The following is a 22,291-nucleotide window of genomic DNA, read 5'->3' as shown; positions in this document are numbered from 1 at the left end:
GGGAGGGGCTTTTTCCTATTTTTGTGCGAAATAAATTAATTACGCTCAAATGAAAACTACCGACCGTTATCTGCAACGCGGTGTCTCGGCTTCAAAAGAAGATGTACATAAGGCCATTGAAAAGATAGATAAGGGGCTTTTTCCAAAAGCTTTTTGCAAAATCGTTCCGGATACATTAGCTGGTGATCCCGAATATTGCACCATTATGCATGCCGATGGCGCTGGTACGAAAACCTCTCTTGCCTATTTGTATTGGAAAGAAACGGGCGATATTTCGGTTTGGAAAGGCATTGCGCAGGATGCGATTGTGATGAATACGGATGATCTTTTGTGCGTAGGCGCAACGGGCCCAATGCTCTATTCTTCGACCATTGACCGGAATAAAAACCGCATTCCCGGTGAAGTGATTGCTGAGGTGATCAATGGTGCAGAAGAGGTTTTGGAAATGCTGCGCAGTTATGGCGTTGAAATTTACAGCACCGGCGGTGAAACCGCTGATGTAGGGGATCTTGTAAGAACTGTTACGGTCAACAGCACGGTCATTGCGCGAATGAAGCGTTCGGAAGTGGTTGATAATGCCAACATTGTCGCTGGTGATGTAATCGTAGGGTTGGCATCCTGCGGACAAGCAACGTATGAGGAAGTTTACAATGGTGGAATGGGCAGTAACGGGCTTACTTCTGCACGCCATGATGTTTTAGGTAAGTATCTCGCAGAAAAATATCCGGAAAGCTTTGACCCGGAAGTAAATGCAGACCTAATTTATAGCGGAACCAAAAAATTGACCGATCCCGTTGCAGGAACACCATTGAATGTAGGCCAGCTTGTGCTCTCACCCACAAGGACTTACGCGCCGGTTGCCAAAGCATTGCTGGACGAGATGCGTTCGGAGATCCATGGCATGGTGCATTGCAGTGGCGGCGCTCAGACAAAAATTCTACATTTTGTTGATAACCTTCACATTATCAAGGATAACCTGCTGCCGGTGCCTCCATTGTTTCAAATGATCCAGGAAGAAAGCGGAACAGACTGGCAGGAAATGTATAAAGTGTTCAATATGGGGCATAGGCTTGAAATTTACCTTTCTCAGCAGCATGCGGAGCGGGTAATTGAGATATCTAAATCGTTCGGGATCGATGCGCAGATTGTCGGTAGGGTAGAAGCTTCGGACACCAAAAAACTGACTATTAAAAGCGAATTTGGGGAATTCTATTATAGCTAGCATTTCACAAGCATTCAAATAGAAAGGCCGTCTGATTTAAACATCAGGCGGCCTTTTGCCATTAATGCTCATTAGGAAAAACTAAGGCATAGATGTTGTAGTAAAAACATGACACATATTATAGAAATATTATTAATAATCTGCTAATTATATGAAACACTTCAACTTCTCTCTTAAAATCTTTCTTAGCGCCTCGGGCATTCTTTTGTGCACAGGGCTAGCTTTTGCTCAAACTCCTGAGGTCAACATTGATACGGAGAACCCTGTGATCACCGGACTAAGTTCTGCCATGCAGCTGGTGCATGCTGACGATAATTCCAACCGCATTTTCATTGCTGAACGCGGCGGAACAATCAAGGTGCTGGCACCGAGCCCGTCCGCGACGCCTACTACCTTTCTGAATATGAATCAGAACAGTCAGGTTGTGCTTACAGGAAATGAAGACGGTTTGCTGAGTATCGCTTTTCATCCGAACTTCGAAACCAACGGATATTTTTACACTTATTATTCCAATATGCAGGGGAATCTTGTGGTGGCAAGATACACGGCTGCCAATCCGGCAAGTAATAGTGCAGTCAATCCGAATACCAGATTAGAAGTCCTGGAAATTCCGCATCCTGGTAACGCAAACCACAATGGAGGCGAAATGCATTTCGGTAAGGATGGTTTTCTCTATTTGTCGGTCGGTGATGGTGGAGGCGCAAATGACGTGAATCAGAATGCTAAAAATCCAAATGTTTTGCTTGGTAAAATTTTACGGATGGATGTAAATGTGCCCGATAGCAATCCCATCAAATACGCCGTCCCAGCCGGTAATCCTTATGGCAATGCGGTTTATGCATTAGGATTACGAAACCCATATCGATGGAGCTTTGACAGGCTTACCGGCGATGCGTGGATAGGCGACGTAGGGCAGGGAGCCAGGGAAGAAATCAACCACAGAACGCCGGCTCAGCTTGCGAATGCCAATTTCGGGTGGCGCTGTTTTGAGGGCGACATTGCAACGCCAGGGGTGAACAGGACCGGCTGCGACACAGGCGGGCCTTATGTGGCTCCTGCTTACGCTTATGTCAATGGTGAAAGAGGGCAATCAGTCATCGGAGGTGTGGTTTACAGAGGATCACTTTACCCTCAAATGTACGGCTGGTACATTGGGACCGATTACTACTCCGGCGATATCCATAAAATTTCCGCCAATGAAGCCACTAAAACATACCAGACTTCCACTGTAATTTATATCACGGATATTGGAGAGGATCAGCGCGGTGAAATTTACGCCGTAACCGGCAGTGCGGTTTACCGAATTTCTGCGGGTACTGCATTACCCGTAACATTGGTTGATTTTTCAGGCACACCGGGGAATGAAGGTGTAAAATTGTCCTGGTCAACATCCAGCGAAACAGATTTCAGGCAATTCGACATAGAACAAGGCTTCAACACAGCTCAATTTGTAAAAGTAGGAACAGTAAGTGGACAAAATGCCGTTTCCGGCTCTCAATATGCATTTTCACATAACATCAATTTTGATGGCAATCTTTATTACAGGTTAAAAATGGTTGATAAGGACAATAGTTTCGCCTATTCCAAAATCATCGTTGTGAATACCGAAGACGATTCCCCTGCCAACTTCGTAAGACCCTCACTTATCAGCAATGCCACCATCGATATGGTGCTCAGCGATCCCTTTGATAAAATGGAATTGGTCAGCACGAGCGGAACCATCTTCATGTCCCAGGAAATCACCGGCAAAAGCGGCCCATTAAGCATCCCGCTTCAAGCCACAAGCACTGGAATTTACATAGTAAGGCTTACCGGAAGGGATAGGGTGTTGCAGCAAAAAGTATTGGTTTTGCGATAATCATGCAATTCCCGGTTCCTTCATTTCCCGGAACCGGGGATTGCATTTAAACTTTTACCGCAATCACAATGCCGGTTGCCCAGACTTGTTTTGTGAGAACCAGGTCTGTTCTTTTTTCAAGATCTTCGATTAGCTTAATGGCTTTTAGATCGTGGCCTTCGGGCCAGTTGGGTTGGGGGAGCATATCGTCGATGATGTAATAACCGCCTTTGTTTAGCATGGCCAGCACTTCTTCCAGCATTAGGTATTTGCCGTGCCAGGTGTCGGCGAAAATATAGTCGTATTTTTGGTTGAGGTTATTTTTGACCCAGTCTTCGCCGTCGGTCAATGCTAATGTTAGCCTGGGGTCCTGGCCCAAATGGTCCTCTGCAATGGCCAGGAATTGAGCCTCATTGTCAATCGAAACCAATGTCGAATCACTGTCCATGCCGTCGAGGATCCAGGCTGTGGATAGTCCGGTGCCTGTTCCGAGTTCCAGGAATTTGCCGGCTGGTTTTGAGGCGGCTAATGTTTTAAGCAAAGAACAGGTCTGAATGTCGGATGCCATGGTAAAGCCGGATGCTTTTGTGGCATTGTCGATGGCAACATAAGCCTTGGGTAATGGATGGTTAATTTCCTGGTTCATTTTCGGCATATTTGTTTTTACATCCTAAACTTATGCAATAATTATCACCGACGTATATTGGCATGGTTTTTATTGATTTCCATGCATCTCAAACATCAGAAAATATGCGTTGGCAAGATTTACGAAGAAGCGGCAATGTGGAAGACCGCCGGGGAATGTCCGGAGGCGGTAAAGTAGCGATCGGCGGGATCGGAATGATCATTGTGCTGGCAATTGGACTCTTAACCGGTCAGGATCCCAGCGAGATTTTAGGGAATCTGCAAGGGACGGAAACCCAGCAGCCTGCTCAGACGCGAGCGCCAGGACCGCTTCCCGATGATAAAACTGCCGATTTCGTTTCAGCTGTTTTGGGTAGCACAGAGGATGTCTGGGGCGAGATTTACAAGGCCAATGACGCACAGTACGAGCAGCCAACCTTGCAAATGTTCGAAGACGCAACACAAAGCGCCTGCGGCGGCGCATCTTCTGCAATGGGGCCGTTTTACTGCCCTGCTGATCAGAAAGTATACATTGACCTTGACTTTTGTAATGAATTACGCGACAGGTTCAAAGCGCCGGGCGATTTTGCGGTGGCGTATGTTGTGGCACACGAAGTAGGGCACCACGTGCAAAATTTGATGGGGATTTCGGGGCAGCTGCAAGAGCAGCGCGGCCGGATCAGTAAGGAAGAATACAACAAGCTGTCCGTAAAGCTCGAACTTCAGGCAGATTTCTTTGCAGGCGTTTGGGCTAACCATGCGCAGCAAATGGAAAATATCCTAGAACCCGGTGACCTGGAAGCAGCACTAACGGCAGCTAACGCCATCGGTGACGATAAGCTCCAGAAGGAATCGCAAGGCTACGTTGTCCCGGATGCGTTTACGCATGGAAGTTCACAACAAAGAATGTATTGGTTCAAAAAAGGGTTTGAAACCGGCGATTTGAACCAGGGGAAATACGAGGATATTAGATAAAATTGTCATAAATAGGAATTTGAAATGAGTTGGATAATCGGAGCATTATCCAACTCATTTTGTTTTAACAAACTCCGGAACTTATTGGAAATCCATTTTCGTTACCAGCTCATAACTAGTAATTTATGCAGTTTCGCGGTCCCGGGCCATTTTTTATTATACTCACATTGCTGAGTGCGCACGCTGTGTGCCAATCGCTTAAACCCGGACTCGAAGGGATGGCGCCATCAAAATGGTTAACGTTCCGTCATACGCATGCGCCCGGTAAAACATACCGCTTTAATGGGACGGATACCAAAAGATTTACGCAGGAAGAATATTTCATGCGTGTATGGGTCCCGCTTGTTCACAATAAAAAAATGGCCGTGCTGCTCGGTCCCAATTATCGCACAGAACAGCTTGAATTTAAAAGCACGGGTGAAAATCCGGTAAGCCATATGGAAGGCTGGAATTTGCGGACATTTGCGCTGGACCTTAATTCGGTGGTTAAATTAGATAGCAGTTCGTGGCTTATATTTACTTCACATATTAATAAAAGCGGCGATTTCGGGCGGTTGTTCTGGTCGGAGATTCCTATTAACTATACATTATCTGCTTCTTTCCTGCGCAGGAAAAGCGCTAATAAAGAAGTGGGTTTTGGTGTAATGATGAACAAGAGTTTCAGGGTTACAGTGCTTCCTGTTCTGATTTTTAACTACAATTTTTCTGAAAATTCCGGACTGGAAATGATGCTTCCCAAGAAGATCGCTTTCAGGAAAAACCTTTCGCCTTCGGATATCATTTACCTGAAATCCGAAGCAGTGAGCCGGACCTATTATCTTCACCAATTCAACAGCGATGCGCTCGGCGTTTGCCGTCGGGTAGACATTGATTTGGGCATGTCATATAACCGTAAGCTCGGCAATTATGCTGGTGTTGAGCTATTCGCGGGTTATCGTCAGAATGTCTCCAACCGTTTAATTGAAGGCGCAGTACCCGTGCAGACTTCGGGATTTGCGGGCACCATTGAACTTTATGTTCAGCCTCCCAAATTCAAAAGAAGAAAGTAAATCCTTTATGTATTTGTAGTTTACTTAGTTGATATTTCCGGTTATTTATACTACGGATTTAATTAGTTGGATTAATGTTGATTCCGGTAAATTCGGGATGTTTATTTAGCCTGAATTTTTTATAGAAATTATAATGATTAATTTCACCGGACATAACCGCTAATTTTTAATTCATATTTTATGAAAGCTAAATCAATTAAGTTTTTTTCACCTCAGGAAAACCTTCCAAAAAGTGAGGTAATCAAATCAAAGGCTAAACCTGCCGGCTACATTTCCGCAACAGGTAAAATTGTTCTTCCCGTTGCTGCTCTTGAAGAATTAGGAATTGAAGCCGATGCAACACGGTTCAAAATCGGAACGGATCAGGGGAAAAGAAAGATCAATACGGTATATCTGATTCCTTCTTCTGATGATACAGATACATTTGAATTGGTAAAAAGTGGCCGGGGATATGTGATTCCGCTGGCTATTATTTTGAAACAAGGCGGCGTCGCTTTTGACACTACAAAATACACATTTACGGCAACACCATTCCATTACGAAGATGGCGTTGTAGGTTACGAATTAGCATTGGCAAGTTCTGAACCAAAGCCAGCTTACACCGGAAAGCCACGTGGCCGTAAGCCAAAAGCTGTTGAGCAGGAAGGTTAATAGCCTTGCAGTTTTTCAAGTTATTACTGAAAAAAAGCCGTAATGAATCGCAGGATTGATTACGGCTTTTTTAATGTATTTCTACTTTAAATGTCACTGGTAATTACAAAATAGATCAACGGTTTTTATCAAATTGAATACTTTTAAGACAGCGGCTGAATGTTGCCGGAGTTGTGCCGAGATAAGTGGCAATATAATGATCCGGAATGCGGCGGAATAGTGACGAAGGTTGATTTACATAATGTTCAATACGCTGTTCAACAGATAGATATTTAAAAACTTTGACACGGTCTGTGAAATTAATCAGATGCTGTTCGAGCAGTTTGACAGCCAGTCCGGCCATGTACGCGTCCTCTTGCACGAGCTTCCTGTAAGCATCGTACCCTATGGCATATACGATCGTATCTTCGAGCGTTTCCAGCACTTCGTTTGATAATTGTTGCAACAGAAAACTTTCGGCAATGCAGACAATGTCTCCGTCCGCAACCAACAGTGAAGTAATGTCCTCCGAACCGCGCAAATAATAAGTGCGCATCACTCCTTTTTCGATCAAATAAAGATTAGGGCTCACCTGCCCGAGATCGACCAGGATCCGCCCTTTGGGGATCATGAAACGTTTCAGGTTTTTAGTGAAACGCTCCTTTACTTCCTGGGACACCATGAATTGCGAGGCCTCGAGTATGCGGTCCAGCGGCTTTATTTCTTCTTTGGCTTTCATCAAAATCTTGTCGTAGAACAACGTATATCTATGTCGCAGGACAAGATATAAATTAATACCATTCGAGTTACTTTGATCAGGACATAAACGATGATCCTATTGCCCTTTTCATCCTTAATCAAACCTGACCATGAGAACGCTAGTTTTACAAATCGCATTTTTGAGTTGCACCATGATTCCGTGCCTTGCGCAGGACAAAGGAAAAAGTGAGCTCGCAATAGGTTTCGGCATTATGCCAACGGAAGATGTCGCTGCCGAAATTTTTACAGTGTTCTTTTTAGCATTATCCGGCCGGCTGCCTGACAAGGAGGTGAATGATTTTGCATTTTCATTAAGTTACAAATATCATCTTTCCGAAAGGTTTTCTCTGGGTGCGAGCGGTGCCTATAATGCAGCTGCGCATGAAACCCGCTTTTTTAAATGGATAGATAACGGTCCCCGTCCCAGGACATTAGCAATTGCTGTCGAAACCAATTTCTTTTATTTGAAAAGGCCAAGGGTTAATTTGTATTCTTCTGTGGGCGCAGGTTTTTTTGGTTCCTGGACCAATGAGTATGACGGCATTTCCGACACATCCTATATGGCGCCCACGTTGCATTATTCACCCATCGGCGTGCGGGTCGGAAGAGACGTCGGGGGTTTTGTCGAGTTGGGTTATGGCTTCAAAGGGTTGGTTAATGGTGGGATTAGTATCAGGTTTTAACTTTCGGTAAGCGGCCGCGGTGTATTAATGTTTGACTTTTTTAATTAGTTACCCAACCTTGTGAACAACCCTTGTAGTTTATTTTATTGACAGGCCCTAAACCACTTGTCATTTATCATTAAAACTATAAAGTCATGAAAGTAGAGAAGCTGATTATTTTCGTCATTTTCCTTGGACTGATCCAGCTTGCCGCTTGCGAGCGTAGCAAAATCACTGATCCGGGACCTAATTCACTGAGGGAAGCCGCTGATTCGCTCAACCCCTTTCCGGGAGATTCCCTGCCCCTCGACAGCATATATAAGCCCGATACGTTGGTAGGCGGGACCGACAGCCTGCCCAATGCTGACTCGGTGCGCAGGCAGCCCTTCAAAGCAGGGGATGAATTTTTGATTACTCCGGCAATCCTGGCTGATTCGCTGGCTTACCTCCGGCTGGAAGTTGTGACCAAGAAACAATATTCATGTAAGGAAAACTATATTCGATACGCGGCATTGAACGTCTTTGGCAAAATCGATGTCAGGCTGGAAGAAGTTACGGCATTAGGACCTTGCGAAACCGGAACGGCTCCGTCCAAGGCGACTATCTACTTCAATCGAAACAACATTAGCCCGGATTCTACGTATCAACTTCACATAAGTGCCAGCGGAAAGCATTATAACGGTTCGCTTAAAAAGTCCGGGGATGGCTATGCTATCAGCTGGCCATATGATAGCGGGGTTATTTTTACTAAGAAATCATTATAATTCAGGAAAAGCGATTACGAATTTTTTAACCGCCGGGAACATTAAGCCTGGCGGTTGCTAACATGCCGGATTGGATCATTTAGATGAAATATTAGCGGGTTGCAGGCGTCAGGAGCGTCAAGCCCAGGAGAAGCTGTATCGCCAGTTTTATCCTGTGCTTTTTGCGTTATGCCGTAAATTTTTTGACGACAAACATGAGATCCTGACAGCCATTAATAATGGAATGTTGAAGGTTTTCAAAAATATTGACCAGTTCGACGATCAAAAAGGAGCATTTTTTAATTGGCTTTACACAACAGTGAGAAATGCGGCCCTTACCCAGCTCAGGGATCAGAAAACGCAGCAGTTTGATTACGACGAGCTTGACGATAAGATGGGTTTCGAATCCGCAGAGAATCCATTTGACAAGCTGAGCGCATCGGATGTGATCGTCTATTTATCTGCGTTACCTGTGGCAACCCGGCGCGTTTGCGGATTGTTTTATCTGGATGGTTTTAGCATTAAGGAAATCGGGGAGTCGCTGGATATCTCGGATGGCACGGTGAAATGGCATTTGAGCGAAGGCCGCAAAAAGCTGAAAATAATTTTTGAAAAGATCTTTTGATGTGAAAAACAAAAACAAAAATATCGACAAATTTTTCTCCGGGAAATTGCCGGATCCGGAAATTCCGGCCGACGACGCGTGGGGAAAGATGAACGATATGCTTAATGCTGGCCCCTCGGGTCTTCCTAATAAGCACATGTTCAAAGGCGGCCCCGGCACCTTAGCTAAACTGCTTTCCGGACTGGTTTCGCTTGGGGTTGTCATTTTGGGCGTGTTTTTGTTTTTAAATAACAATGTGGAAAATGCTGGTAACGGGCAGGAGAAAGCTTCGAAACCGGAATCGGCGTTAATTATGAGCAAGGAGGATACTGCAAAGGTTGAAGAAAGTGTAAAAATAGATGAAAGTGAAAAAGCGGTGGAGGAAGGTGGGGCGTTAGTGAATGGTGATGAGTTTGCGAAAAGTGAGGCGTTAGTGAAAAGTGATGAGTTTGTGAAGAGTAAAGAATTAGTGAAAAGTAAAGCATTAGTACGGAGTGAAGAATCAGGAAATCGTGACGCGATTGCTGGCAAAAAGGAAGCAAGAACAATTTCGGAAACGGAAAGAGGTAACATGATAAAGGCACAGCCAGCGAAGCGGAATCGCGTGGTAAAAGTGCCGGAAAGCCGTGTCGGAGCTGCAAAAACGAGACAATCGCCCGATGCTAACCAGAAAAATGGAAGATTGGAAAACGTTGCCGGGGAGCGGGATGAGCATTTTGCAGATCGTGTTGGAAACGGAAAAGTAGCGAGCGAAATTTCGAGTGATCTGAATGTTGTTACTGAGGGTTATAAGCGTCCGGCGGCCACATTGATACAACTCAAATCTCAACATTTTAAGCCGAAATTCTATGATCCTGGTTTTTCAGCCAAAATAAAGGACATTACAAAATCCGATAAAAAGCAGCCGGGGAGCATTCCTGAACAACCGCAACGAAAGACCTTTGAAGCAGGACTTGAATGGAACTTGATTTCGCCGTTGAAACATACTTATTTCCTTTTCACGAGTATCGACAGCACCCAAAAACCAGCATTATCGCTGATCCCGGGCATTTATATAAGTAAATCTTTTCGCGACAATCATTCTCTGGCATTGAGCGCCTCAGCCTACCAGCCCTATTTCGGCAATCATGCAAAACTGGATCAAAATCCGGATTCCATTTCCGGGCCTGATTCTTCGCTTGTTTCGCTCAGGAGAAATCTGATTAAAACGGCCAGCATTAACCTGGCTTTACAATATCAGTATGAGTTGGTCAATCACTTTACGATCGGGGCAGGGGTTGCTTATAGCCGCGTTTTAGGAGCGCTGGTGCAAGAGCAGGTTGTGAACGGAAGAGGCGAACTGTTGGCTCCGAAACTGGTTACATTAAAAGGTTCGGAACAGACCGGGCGCTATTTGAATAAAGATATTTTCTATTTCAAAGCAGGCCTCTCGTATAAGGTGGGGCGTTTCCAGGCAGGAATTAATATTTTGGCACCCCTGAGCAATCTTTCTGCTTCACCGAAATACGCCATTCGAAAAGTGAACGGGCAGCTGTTTTTGAGATTTCGGGTTTGGTAATGCTTTATTTATGGCTTGAATTGCCATATGAGAATTGTTCTACTTTTTGGGTGATGTTACTTCCAGGGATTGGATGATCTTGAATCCAATGAAAAGCATCAACATAACTAATCCTGTTTGAATTAAACCTGCAAGTTGTAAGAATAGTTGTTCCATGGCTATGTGATTTTTCACAAAGGAACATAGCGTGGAAAAATGCAACAAATATTAGTGATTCAACGGCAAAGTAATGAGTCTGCGGTTGGAATGATTATTGTTGGAAGGATGTAAGCATAACCCCATATATCTTCCAAAAAAATGAATGAAGATCAGAATACTGACTCGCACATTAAGAATCCAGACAGTTCACTAAGCCGCAGGCGTTTTTTCCTACAATCTGGGGCGGCCATTTTTACAACAACATTGCTATCGTCGTGTAGCGGGATTATCGAAGATATTTTCCCCAAAACCGACAAAGAGGAAGAAGAAAAACAGCCCGACCGGGACAAAACGCTGGCATTTTTTGGCGATAGTCTCACCATCGGCGCAGGTGGCACTGCTCCTTACGGGAACATTGTTGCAGCTGCACTGGCAAGCAGACCGGTCCTCAGCGACGGCATCGTAGGGCAGGTTGCATCGCGCATTGCCGTGCGACAAGGTGGAACGCCGCTGACAATATCCATCGAAGGCAATAAGCTGAATGGCATCAAGCCTGTGCGGATCACAAAACTGAGCAATCAATTTTTATCAACACCCACCAATAACGACGAATACAGCAGAACCGGCTCCGTAGGCGGCGTCAGGTGCACCATCAGGCGGACGGCCAACGCGGAACTGGGCGAAAATTATACAATCACACCTACGGCTGTAAGCGTAATTGATGTCCCCGAAAACTCGGAATTTTTGCTGGACGACGCTTCGAGGCTGAAAACGGCCACGCAGATCTTATGGTATGGCCGGAATAACATTGGGAAACCGAATGCGGAAGAGGAAATCCTTGCTGCCCTCGACAGTTCCATTGCTTATATCACAGCGCCCGCACGTTACATTGTCCTCGGCGTTCTGCTGGCGCAATCGGATCGGAAGGGAACAGAAAACTTCGAGCAGGTTGCCTCGATTAATGAGAAGCTGGCAGCGAAATATGGAAAATCATTTGTTCCAATGACGCCGCCAACGGATGCAGAACTGGCCGAAATCAGTTATAGTCCTTCACAGGATGACTTGTCGGACCTTGAAAATCTTAATTTCCCGAGAGGTCTGCGGGCCGACGTCAGCACGGACGAAATTCATTTGAATGATAAGGGTTACCAAATCATCGCAAACAGGGTCATAGCAAAAATCAAAGAGCTTAAATACTGATTTGCAGCCTTAAAGATTTTGAACGGTGGCCAGACAAAAATCTGGTCACCGTTTCTTTTGATAGCGGAGCAGTTCAGGGATTAATGGTTTTTCCTACTGCATTAAACGATGCAAAACAGCCCAGCCCACCTTCCACATTCGTATAAACCAAAGTGGGTTCTACAAACGGGTTATCATTATTGTTTTCCAACGAGCGCCTGAACTTGTAATAATGCTCGTCAATGCACATTACTTCTATTCTCACGTCCCTGATGAGGGGCTTTGTTTCCAGTGATTTTTCCGCACCTTTTTCGTCCAGATAGGTAACGGTCCTGTTTGAACTGATATGAGCTCCGTTTTTGGGGCTGATAAACTTGATCCCGTCGAGATTTACATCATTGTAAACGCCTCTCTCAAAAGCAATCATTTCCGTGTTGAAAATATATCGAAAAGGTTCGGTCTTGCCTGTTTTCGGGTCGGGCCGGGGCATAGTTTCTTCATGCGTATAGGAACCGCGAAGTGCGTAATAGTTGCTTTCCCCTTTCACATCTTCCCACGAAAACCAGAACCATGCAGTCGAATCGGTTTCATATCCGGCCCATTCTTTGTCAATGGATACTTCCATTTCTTTAACCCGGTTAAAAGGCACTGTGCATTGCGCTTTCACAAACCTTTTTCCATCATTAACAGTCAATGTATAGGTCTTGCCCGCCACGACCTTAAACGCACTGCTGTCCGCAACGTAGTTCTGGAGTGAATCATCGAAAACCAGCCGGACCTGATTTACATCGTCGGACAGGATTACTTCGGCGTTGGTAACAATCACGGGATTGTAGTACGCAGGCCCGAAGATTGGTTGTGACTCTGTAATAATGGCTTCCAACCGCGGGCTTTGTGGAGAAATGTAGCAGGAAACAGCCAGTTTAGCCTCTACTTTCGGAAGCTTGTCCTGATCCAGATCATTGACAAGGTTCTCACAGCCGCACAGCAAACCGATGCACATCAGCATGAGGAAAAGCAAGGTCTTATTCATGTGTAAAGCCGTTATAACGCGCATTTTTGATCAGAATTTAAAATTATAACTAAAAGACGGCAGCACCGGGAACAGCGAATAGCGTGTCAGGACATTGATCCTTCTGTCAGGATTGCCTGGATCTTTTTTATTATCAATATTATAGAAAAACGGATTTCTGCGGTTGTATGCATTGTAAAGCCCAAATTCCCAGGTGCGTTCGTGCCGCTTTTTCTTCTTGTGAAACTGGATCGCAACATCCATACGGTGGTAAGGCTCTGCCCGGAAGCCGTTTTTGTCTCCATATTCGTTGGTGACATTCCCGCCATATGCAGGTGATCCCCAGGGGTTCGGGACGAAGCGGTTTGGATACGTAGAGAACTTCGAGATCGGGATCGTAAGTGCATTGCCCGTTCCGTAAACCCATGTTGCCGATAATGTAATGCGCTTGCTCAGTTCGTAAATTCCCACCACCGAAATGTCGTTGCGGCGGTCGTAGCGGGGATAGAATGTTTTGCCAAAATTGAGCTCCGGAAATTTCCACTGCGTCCATGATAATGTATAACCTACCCAGCCCGAGAGCTTTCCGGTTTTCTTCTGCACCATGAACTCGGCGCCATAAGACCAGCCTTTTCCCGTGGTAATGTTATCTTCCCAGTCGAGTTCGTTGGCATTTTCACCGTCCAGACTGATAAATGAGGAGCCTTCCTTGTAACTGATAATGTTGTTCATTTTCTTATAGTAACCTTCCAAAGTCAGCGCCAGGCCAGGCTTTTCAAGATCTTTTGCAAAGCCGAATGCAACCTGGCTGGACTGTTGCGGCGCAACCCGGTCGGTGGTAGGAACCCAAAGGTCCGTGGGCAAACCTAGTCCGGTGTTGCTCAGCAAATGCACATATTGGTTCATTTTGGCAAATGAGGCTTTGACGGAAAAATCCTTTGCCAATTTCAATGCTGCGGAAATCCTGGGCTCCGGTCGCACATATAACTTTGTTTTTGTTTGAAAAAAGCTCAATCTGAAACCTCCGTTCACCTTTAATGCAGTAAAGGGCTGCCAGGTATCCTCCACATAAGCGCCCGCTTCCAGGGTGTTGATGGGTTTGGCTTGCAGGTCAATCTCATCGTCAGAAAAGTCGCCTTCCAGCGCCAGGGCCGAAGGGACAAAGCGATGCGACGTAAGCTGCGCCCCGAATTTTACGCTGTGTTTTGCATTGAGGAAATAATCAAAATCCGTTTTCAGGCTATAATCCCGGATCAGGCTGTTGTATTTCAAACTAAACTCATCCTGCAATAAGCCCTTTTCATACCGCTTGTCGTTGGCAAAAATATTAAAATTGAAATGGCTGTAAATCAGCGAAGTATTTACAAACAGCTTTTGGTTGATCAAATGATTCCACCGCAATGTCGCCGTCGCATTCCCCCAGCTCAGCCCCGATCTGTTTTCACTATCGGTGCTCTTTTCCCGGATGTTGAATTTATCACGCCCGAAATATCCACTGACATACAGCTTGTTCTTTGCCCCAAAATCGTAATTGACTTTCGCATTGAGGTCGTAAAAGAAATAGCCTGGCTTCACCTTGCTATCCGACCCCGCTTGCTGTTGGGCGATCAGTGGCTGAGCGAGCACGTCAATGTATGTACGTCGTGCGGAAATCAGGAAAGAGGATTTCTTTTTAGCCAATGGCCCTTCCAGCGTCAACCGGGATGAGATAAGGCCAATGCCACCTTCGCCGTGGAGTTTTTCTTTGCTTCCTTCCTTCATATTCATTTCAACAACCGAGGAAAGCCGGCCACCATATCGCGCCGGAAACCCACCTTTTGTGAGTTCAACACTTTTGAGGGCGTCGCTGTTGAAAACGGAGAAAAAGCCGAAAAGATGGCTTGCATTGTACACAACCGCGTCGTCGAGGATGATCAGATTCTGGTCTGGCCCGCCGCCGCGGACGTATAAGCCCGTTTGTCCTTCGGTCCCTTTTTGGACGCCCGGCATAAGCTGCAAAACGCGTATCACATCCTTTTCACCAAAAAACGCCGGGATTTTTTTGATTTGGGAAATGGGGATCTCAATCTGGCTCATCTGCACCGATTCGCTAACTTTTTCATCCTGTCGCCTTCCCGAAATGATGACTTCGTTCAGCTGATTAGCTGTTGATAATGCAATGTCAATCTGCTGGCTAACGACCTTTTCAACGCTCACTTCCTGCCTTTCATAACCTACAAAGGAATAGGAAATCCTGACGGAATCTGATTTCGGAATGGTCAGTGAATAGAAGCCGTAGGTGTTGGTAACCGTCCCGACCGTAGAATTTTCGAGGTACACATTCACACCTGGCAACAGTTCCAGGCTTCCTTTTTCACGCACAAAACCACTGATGGTAATCTGCTCCTGAGCAAAAGCCTGAAAAGAAACGAAGACAAAAATTAGTAACTGGTAGAGTGGTTTGGGCATACTTAGCATTGCGTTAAAATTCGTTAACGTTCGGTTACATTTTATGGTATGTCAAAAAAATAATTTAATCATTTCAAGAATTTCCTGAACGATGTTGCTAGGGAATACGAGGGAAACAGCGCTAGTGACGCAAAAGGATCGACTTTATTTTTTACCTGATAATTTGGACGTCTCACTTTTCTATAATTATCTTTGTGACTAAGATAATTATTCAACAAGATAAAGTATGAATGACGAGGCTGTAAAGATGGTCCGGCGACTGGGCCAGCAATACGCATATGTTTCACTGCAAATGCATGAAACCGTTGCCCGAAAGGCCGGACTTGCCGGGACGGATCATAAGTATCTGGGATTTTTCCTCGAAAAAGGCGAAATGACGGCGGGTGAACTTTCGAACCTGACGGGTCTCACCACGGGCGCCGTAACCGGTTTGATCGACCGGTTTGAAAAGAGAGATCTGGTGAAGAGACGCTTTGCGCCGGAAGACAGGCGGAAAGTGATCATTGTAGCCAACACCGAAAACATTATGGCGCTCCTTGCGCCGCTATACAAGGATTTCAGGAGCAAAACGGAGGAAATGCTGGCGTCATTTTCCGATGCGGACAGCAAAATCATTGAAGCCTATTTTAACAAAGCGATAGAAATAGCAAAAGAAACGACGGAACAGCTCAACAAACAATAATGCATTACTATTAGCCATGGAAAATAAAAGTCAATTCGTAATAGAATTTAAGAACATTGATAAAACGCACATGCACTTGGTCGGTGGCAAAGGTGCTAATCTGGGCGAGTTGCTGCGGATTCCGGGCGTGCAGGTGCCGGATGGTTTTTGCGTGACTACCAATGCTTTTAAGGAAATTATTGCGAACAGCCCGGATATCGATATGCTGCTTGATCGGCTGGCGCTGCTGCATGCTGAGGATCGAAAAGCGATCAGTGCAATCAGTGCGGAAATCCGAGGGTTGATTGAAGCAACAACGATCCCGGAGGAGATCAGCGAGAAAATTGGCATTCATCTTAATCATTTGGGTGAAAGCAATGCATATGCGGTCCGTTCCAGCGCCACGGCGGAGGATCTGCCGACGGCATCGTTCGCAGGCCAGCAGGATACTTACCTGAATGTCATAGGAAAGGAGGCTATTCTCGCATATATCAGCAAATGCTGGGCTTCCCTGTTCACGGATCGTGCGGTGATTTATCGCATTCAAAACGCATTTGATCATCGCAAAGTCCAGCTGTCGGTGGTGGTTCAGAAGATGGTTTTTCCTGATGCGGCCGGCATTTTGTTCACTGCCGATCCAGTTAATGGCAACCGGAATGTCACATCCATCGATGCCAGCTTCGGCCTAGGCGAGGCGCTGGTTTCGGGCATTGTCAATGCGGATCATTATAAAGTCCGTAACGAAGCTATCGTCGACAAGAAGATAGGAGGAAAGAAGCTGGCTATTCGTGCATCAGCAAATGGCGGCACGCACGAAGAGAAGATTGATCCCAAAAAACAGGAAATGCAAACGCTGACAGATGCGCAAGTTTTACAGCTTTCCGACATCGGAAGAAAAATTGAAGCCCATTTCGGCGCTCCTCAGGATATCGAATGGTGCCTGTCTGGTAACACGTTTTATATTGTTCAAAGCCGCCCGATTACTACTTTGTTCCCCATTCCTCAGACAAGCGATCCGGTTCATGCTGAGGGCCTTCCGGCCGTTTATGTGTCTGTGGGCCACCAGCAAATGATGACGGATGCTATGAAGCCGCTGGGGCTTTCCGTTTTCCTGTTGCTAACCCCTGCCAAAATGCGCACCGCTGGCGGGAGATTATTCGTGGACGTCGCGCCGAACCTAGCTTCTCCGGCCATGCGGGATATTATCCTGAATACGACATTAGGAAAGTCTGATCCGCTGATCAAAGACGCGCTGCTGAATATTTTGGGCCGGGAAGATTTTATTGAATTTTTGCCGGAAGAACAATCGGTTATGAGCAACCCCGCACCGCCGCCTGCCACTCCGCCGTTCATCGACGATCCAAAGGTCATAACGGATTTGATCAGCAAGAGCGAAACATCGCTTGCCGCACTGAAAGCGGATATCCAGTCCAAATCAGGCTCTAATCTGCTTGACTTCATCCGCCAGGACATTCAACAGTGGAAGAAGAGCATGTTTGATTCGCTGAGTACGAAGACAATTATGTCCACTTTTAATGCCTTGGCGTGGGTTAATGACAAAATGAATGAATGGCTGGGTGAGAAAAATGCAGCAGACACACTTACTCAATCTGTCCCCAACAATGTGACTTCCGAAATGGGATTGGCATTACTGGACGTTGCAGATGTGATCCGCCCTTTTCCGGAAGTCATCCATTATCTTCAGAATGTGAAAAATGATCATTTTCTGGACCATCTGGCCCAATTGGAAGGTGGAAAAGAAGCCCAGACCGCAATGCATACTTTTCTACAAAAATACGGTGTACGATGCGCCGGCGAAATTGACATTACGCGTCCGCGCTGGATTGAAAAGCCCGCCACGCTCATCCCGGTTATTCTTGGTAATATCAGAAATTTTGAACCTGGTGCCAGTCAAAGAAAATTTGAGCAGGGGCGGCGGGAAGCATTGGAAAAAGAAAAGGAGTTATTGAACCGGCTAAGACAACTGCCTGATGGTGAGTCAAAAGCAAAGGAGGCCAAACAGGTGATCAACCTGATCCGCAATTTTACGGGTTATCGTGAATATCCAAAATATGGAATGGTAAGCCGCTTCTTCGTATATAAGCAAGCGTTATTAAGGGAAGCTGAACGGCTTGTGCAGGCAAATGTCATAGCTGACAAGGAAGCGATTTATTTTCTCACATTCGACGAATTATGTGAGGTTGTCAGGACAAAAAAGCTGGAAAACGGACTTATCTACCAACGGAAGGAAGCATTTAAAAGTTATGAAAAATTAACGCCTCCGCGGGTTATGACGTCTGATGGTGAAGTAATTACCGGTTCTTATAAAAAAGAAAATCTACCTGATGGCACCATTGCCGGTCTGGCCGTTTCGTCCGGGATCGTTGAAGGTCGCGCGCGCGTGATATTGAACATGGAAGACGCCGGGCTGGAAGATGGCGACATTCTGATTACCGCTTTCACTGATCCGAGCTGGACGCCCTTGTTTGTTTCCATCAAAGGTCTCGTCACAGAAGTAGGCGGGTTAATGACCCATGGAGCCGTTATTGCACGCGAATATGGCTTACCAGCCGTTGTAGGCGTAGAAAATGCAACAAAGCTCATCAAGGATGGACAGCGGATCCGGGTGAATGGGACGGATGGATATGTTGAGCTGATCTAAATTTTGAACTGTATCCGGAATTGTGTTAATTGGTGACCAAATATTAGTTTTCAAATTTTAAACTTTTGGTCAGGATGAAAACAAAGTTGTACTTCATGATGGTTATCGCACTTGGGATTTTCTCAATTGCAGCGCAGAAATCGGTCACGGCGGACGATATATTGGGCACCTGGAAATATCAGATCAGCGATGTTCCGCCCGAATACGAATCCGGATTTTTCACTTTTGAGCAAAAAGACAACAAAACGGTTGGCTACGTAGGTGACACGCAAAAGCAGGAAATGAAGGAATTGACCGTTGCCGCGGATAAAGTCACATTCTCGACAGAATCTGACCAGGGTGTTTTCAAATATAATTTGGCACTAAAAGGCGATACACTCACCGGAATGATCTCATCACAATACGGAGATTTCCCGATCAAGGCGGTTAAGGAAGCAAAAAAATAATGTTTTGATTTTGGACTATAAACAAGAAAAGCCTGCAAATCAATCGATTTGCAGGCTTTTTTATATTAATTCAAACCTTAAAAAGTATAAGTAAAGTTTGCCAGCAAGGCCCGCGGAGTTTGTGGGGCAATCGTTGACCATCCTTTGTAGTATTCTTTGTTAAAAGCGTTGTTCAGTTTGAGGCCTATGCGGTAATTTTCTGCCTGGAAAAAGAGGGAGGCGTTGGCAACGGTGTAAGCGGGCAGCATGAAATCTCCTGTCGAAACATAGTTTATCGCATAACGCTCGCTAGCGCCGTTGAAGCCCAGCCCAAGGCCAAACCCTTTCAGCTTACCGCCCGGAGCTTCGTAATTAGCCCAGAAATTGTAAAGTGTCTTTGGCCCGGCTCCCAGTGGACGCTTGTCCAGAATGTCGGTATAGTCCGTTTTGGTGGTTTTGCTGTCGTTGTTGCTATATCCGGCGCGCACGTTCAGGCCTCTCACAGGGTTAGCATTTACTTCTATTTCAAACCCTTTGCTGTAAATTTCACCATCCTGGATTTTGTTGAACGGCGACGTAGGGTCTGTCATCACCTGGTCTTTCACACGGATATCGTAATAACTGATCGTTGCATTCAGCTTGTTTCTGATAATGTTCGTCTTGATACCAAACTCAATCTGGTTGGCCTGCTCAGGTCTGAAAGTCTTGATCGTTTGCGGGCCGGCTTCCGGGTTGCCCACAAGTGCAGGCGCCACGTTGGTAAAGCCGTTCTGGAAATTGGCAAAAATAGAGACCTTATCCGTAACCGGCTCAAACAAAAGTCCCAATTTCGGAGACAATGTAGTTTGATTGTAATTGTCTTCTCCCGTTGCTATATCGCCTTGATTATCAAAATGATCCAGACGCAGACCTACCATTACAGACAAGTTATTGGTCAGATTCAGCACATCAGACGCGTAAGCGCTGTAAATGTTATATTTCGATTTTGCATTACTCACGCCCTGACGCGCCAGCACGGCATCCACAGCAGCTGTTGAAAGCGGGTAAGCAGTGGTTTCGACCACTTTTGGTGTAAACGGATCATCGCCGCTCGAACCACCTTCCGGCGTTACATTACCGTAAAATGCATAACCCGTGCCGTTGCTTGTGGCCGTGGCTGTGAAATAATCCAGCCCAAGCACAACCCGGTTCCGCAATGTGCCGAGCTTGAAATCGCCAATGAAATTTTGCTGGATATCGGATGTTCCGGTGTATTCATTTTGTTTGTTCAGAAAGCGCGAGAAAGTGTCATTTCCCAATATGCCGTAGTCAAACAAATAGGAATAATAGCCTTTCGTAGAAGTGGCGCTTTTGGAAATCAATGTTTGCGACTGCCATGTGTCCGAAAGTTTGTAATCCATTTCGACCCTGTAATTCTGCGTTGGGTTTTGCAATGTCAGGTCGTTGCTCGTGAAAGAGAGCTTGTAGTTATAATTCAGCTCCTTCATATTTTTGGACTCCGTAGGCGCGGTGCGGTTCAGGAAAAGGAACATGGGGTTCGTTTGTTCCGCCTGTGTAATCTCGCCATAGAAAGAAAACGACAGGTTATTGTTCACCTTATAAGACAGGGAAGGGGCTACGAAGAACGATTTCCGAAAACCAGCGTCCTGGAAGCTGCGCTCTGTTGCATATGAGGTGTTTAATCTAAAATAAATGCCTTTTTCTTTGCTTAATGCTGTATTAAAATCACCCGTTACCTGGTTCAGTCCGAAAGAACCGGTTGTGAATGAAAGCTCACCGCCCGTTCCTACATAAGGCTTTTTGGTTACTACATTAATAAGCCCGCCGTAAGAACTGACCGCATTGCCAAAAAGCGTAGCAGAAGGTCCTTTCAAAACCTCAATGCGCTCAATGTTGGCCGGGTTAATGGTTCCGTTGGTTAGTCCGGGTAGGCCGTTCACCAGTTTAGGCTGGACCGAAAATCCGCGCAGCGAGTAATATCCTGCTCCGTCACCGCCACGGCCCGTGGACGTCCAGAGGTTTTCCACTCCAGCTGCGTTTTTCAATGCATCGTCAAAGTTTGTAACGATCTGTGATTTAAGCAGGTAGTTGGTGATGGTGCTGTAAACCTGCGTGTTTTCGAAATCGCGCAACGGCAATTTGGCAACATAGGCCGTCTGATTTCTTGAAAATTTGTTTTCACTTTCACCTTGCACGAGCACTTCCCGCAATATTTCGTCGCCCTCATACAATGTGATGGTATTCAGATCAACTTCGTTTTGCGCGATCGTAACTGGCAATTCTTTGGTTTTAAACCCAATAGATGAAATCGATAAAGTATAGTTTCCATCGTTCAGATTGGATAATTCAAAGACGCCGTCGCTGTCGGATTGCGTCCCGATTTTCGTGTCTTTGATCAGAACGGTGACACCCGGGATGCTCTTTTTGGAGTTGTCCAGCACAACGCCCTTTAATTTACCTGACTGACCGTAGGAAAGGCATGTTATGAGCAAAAATAATAAAACTGGTAGAAAGGTTCTCATTTGCTTATTTAGACTATTTAAAATTTAAATGACGCTGCAAATGTATTCTTCCCAAAGTTCACTTCCAAGCGAATTGTACTATTTTGGTAAGGAGGGGATTGTAGATATTTTATTCATTCAGAAGCTGGAATTTTTAATACGCAAAACTCACTCCGGCACAAGCTCATATTCATTCACCGTATTCCCCGTCTTCCTGCTCTCATTCGTCCGTTTCAGCAACAGCCTCTCCTGCGTGGGTTTGTCGGTAATGTAAAATTCAATGTTGCCGGCTGATCCGGTGGGTGGGGGAGACAGGTTTTCGAGGATGAGGCGGTTGTTGTCAGGCGAAAGGGACCATTGACCAGATAATGTGCGGCCGTCGACGTCTGTAAAGCGGACTTGCTCCTTGCTGGTCAGGTCGAGGCGGAAGCGGGCGTAGCCTGGTTTGGCGCTGCCCGTATTTCCTTCGGTAAATACCACCACGCCATTTTCCTTTACGGACGTTGCTTTCCAGATCCGCCCAATGTCGGCAGGCTCTACTTTTTTGGGCTGACAGGCAGCAAGCAGCAATAATGCTATCAGATACAGGTTCTTTTTCATGA

The 22,291-nt window shown here is 45.8% G+C and carries 19 protein-coding genes; 13 read left to right on the top strand and 6 right to left on the bottom strand.

What is annotated here, in order from left to right:
* Positions 1-49: 49 nt before the first annotated feature.
* Both NFI80_RS16550 and NFI80_RS16545 read left to right on the top strand, forming a co-directional pair.
* On the top strand, positions 50-1,222 hold the full coding sequence (locus NFI80_RS16550) for an AIR synthase related protein (protein WP_233794939.1): 1,173 nt from the start codon (positions 50-52) through the stop codon (positions 1,220-1,222).
* Positions 1,223-1,373: 151 nt separating this feature from the next.
* Positions 1,374-3,080 carry a PQQ-dependent sugar dehydrogenase gene (locus NFI80_RS16545; RefSeq protein ID WP_235165272.1) on the top strand — a complete coding sequence of 569 codons (1,707 nt, stop codon included), beginning with the start codon at positions 1,374-1,376 and terminating at the stop codon, positions 3,078-3,080.
* A 46-nt stretch (positions 3,081-3,126) separates the two neighbouring features.
* Here NFI80_RS16545 and NFI80_RS16540 read toward each other — a convergent pair whose 3' ends face one another.
* On the bottom strand, positions 3,127-3,705 hold the full coding sequence (locus NFI80_RS16540) for an O-methyltransferase (protein ID WP_235165271.1): 579 nt from the start codon (positions 3,703-3,705) through the stop codon (positions 3,127-3,129).
* A gap of 104 nt (positions 3,706-3,809) precedes the next feature.
* Here NFI80_RS16540 and ypfJ point away from each other — a divergent pair, with 104 nt between their 5' ends.
* From ypfJ to NFI80_RS16525, 3 genes are all read left to right on the top strand, one after another.
* Positions 3,810-4,658: a KPN_02809 family neutral zinc metallopeptidase gene (ypfJ, locus tag NFI80_RS16535; RefSeq protein WP_233794943.1), complete on the top strand. Its 849-nt coding sequence runs from the start codon at positions 3,810-3,812 to the stop codon at positions 4,656-4,658.
* Between the two features lie 125 nt (positions 4,659-4,783).
* Positions 4,784-5,707, top strand: coding sequence for a DUF6268 family outer membrane beta-barrel protein (locus NFI80_RS16530; RefSeq protein ID WP_235165270.1), 924 nt, complete (start codon positions 4,784-4,786; stop codon positions 5,705-5,707).
* Between the two features lie 180 nt (positions 5,708-5,887).
* Positions 5,888-6,358, top strand: a complete 471-nt coding sequence (locus NFI80_RS16525; protein ID WP_233794946.1) for a hypothetical protein — start codon at positions 5,888-5,890, stop codon at positions 6,356-6,358.
* Between the two features lie 115 nt (positions 6,359-6,473).
* On the opposite strand, the gene NFI80_RS16520 is transcribed toward NFI80_RS16525, so the two are convergent.
* Positions 6,474-7,076: a Crp/Fnr family transcriptional regulator gene (locus tag NFI80_RS16520; RefSeq protein WP_235165269.1), complete on the bottom strand. Its 603-nt coding sequence runs from the start codon at positions 7,074-7,076 to the stop codon at positions 6,474-6,476.
* A gap of 130 nt (positions 7,077-7,206) precedes the next feature.
* Here NFI80_RS16520 and NFI80_RS16515 point away from each other — a divergent pair, with 130 nt between their 5' ends.
* The 5 genes from NFI80_RS16515 (at position 7,207) to NFI80_RS16495 (ending at position 12,001) form a co-directional block, all read left to right on the top strand.
* A complete protein-coding gene (locus NFI80_RS16515) occupies positions 7,207-7,779 on the top strand; it encodes a hypothetical protein (protein ID WP_235165268.1) in 573 nt (190 codons plus the stop codon).
* A 134-nt stretch (positions 7,780-7,913) separates the two neighbouring features.
* Complete coding sequence (locus NFI80_RS16510) at positions 7,914-8,522, top strand: hypothetical protein (RefSeq protein ID WP_235165267.1); 609 nt, start codon at positions 7,914-7,916, stop codon at positions 8,520-8,522.
* A 70-nt stretch (positions 8,523-8,592) separates the two neighbouring features.
* Positions 8,593-9,126: an RNA polymerase sigma factor gene (locus NFI80_RS16505; protein ID WP_235165266.1), complete on the top strand. Its 534-nt coding sequence runs from the start codon at positions 8,593-8,595 to the stop codon at positions 9,124-9,126.
* Complete coding sequence (locus NFI80_RS16500) at positions 9,110-10,663, top strand: hypothetical protein (protein WP_235165265.1); 1,554 nt, start codon at positions 9,110-9,112, stop codon at positions 10,661-10,663. Before NFI80_RS16505 ends, NFI80_RS16500 begins: the two co-directional genes overlap by 17 nt.
* A gap of 297 nt (positions 10,664-10,960) precedes the next feature.
* Positions 10,961-12,001: an SGNH/GDSL hydrolase family protein gene (locus tag NFI80_RS16495; protein WP_235165264.1), complete on the top strand. Its 1,041-nt coding sequence runs from the start codon at positions 10,961-10,963 to the stop codon at positions 11,999-12,001.
* A 73-nt stretch (positions 12,002-12,074) separates the two neighbouring features.
* On the opposite strand, the gene NFI80_RS16490 is transcribed toward NFI80_RS16495, so the two are convergent.
* Positions 12,075-13,013, bottom strand: coding sequence for a DUF4249 domain-containing protein (locus NFI80_RS16490; RefSeq protein ID WP_235161325.1), 939 nt, complete (start codon positions 13,011-13,013; stop codon positions 12,075-12,077).
* 30 nt (positions 13,014-13,043) lie between these two features.
* Positions 13,044-15,440 carry a TonB-dependent receptor gene (locus NFI80_RS16485; protein ID WP_235165263.1) on the bottom strand — a complete coding sequence of 799 codons (2,397 nt, stop codon included), beginning with the start codon at positions 15,438-15,440 and terminating at the stop codon, positions 13,044-13,046.
* 226 nt (positions 15,441-15,666) lie between these two features.
* Here NFI80_RS16485 and NFI80_RS16480 point away from each other — a divergent pair, with 226 nt between their 5' ends.
* The 3 genes from NFI80_RS16480 (at position 15,667) to NFI80_RS16470 (ending at position 19,209) form a co-directional block, all read left to right on the top strand.
* A complete protein-coding gene (locus NFI80_RS16480; RefSeq protein ID WP_235161327.1) occupies positions 15,667-16,122 on the top strand; it encodes a MarR family winged helix-turn-helix transcriptional regulator in 456 nt (151 codons plus the stop codon).
* 16 nt (positions 16,123-16,138) lie between these two features.
* A complete protein-coding gene (gene ppsA, locus NFI80_RS16475; protein WP_235165262.1) occupies positions 16,139-18,763 on the top strand; it encodes a phosphoenolpyruvate synthase in 2,625 nt (874 codons plus the stop codon).
* A 74-nt stretch (positions 18,764-18,837) separates the two neighbouring features.
* Positions 18,838-19,209, top strand: coding sequence for a hypothetical protein (locus tag NFI80_RS16470; protein WP_233794956.1), 372 nt, complete (start codon positions 18,838-18,840; stop codon positions 19,207-19,209).
* A gap of 77 nt (positions 19,210-19,286) precedes the next feature.
* Here the strand turns inward: NFI80_RS16470 and NFI80_RS16465 are convergent, their stop codons facing one another.
* Both NFI80_RS16465 and NFI80_RS16460 read right to left on the bottom strand, forming a co-directional pair.
* Positions 19,287-21,710 carry a TonB-dependent receptor gene (locus NFI80_RS16465; protein ID WP_235162017.1) on the bottom strand — a complete coding sequence of 808 codons (2,424 nt, stop codon included), beginning with the start codon at positions 21,708-21,710 and terminating at the stop codon, positions 19,287-19,289.
* 147 nt (positions 21,711-21,857) lie between these two features.
* On the bottom strand, positions 21,858-22,289 hold the full coding sequence (locus NFI80_RS16460; RefSeq protein ID WP_235162016.1) for a hypothetical protein: 432 nt from the start codon (positions 22,287-22,289) through the stop codon (positions 21,858-21,860).
* Between the last annotated feature and the right edge of the window lie 2 nt (positions 22,290-22,291).

The organism is Dyadobacter chenhuakuii, from assembly GCF_023821985.2.
Classification (GTDB): Bacteria; Bacteroidota; Bacteroidia; order Cytophagales; family Spirosomataceae; genus Dyadobacter; species Dyadobacter chenhuakuii.
The sequence above is the reverse complement of the archived record's forward strand: the minus strand, read 5'-3'. Positions and strand labels throughout refer to the sequence as shown.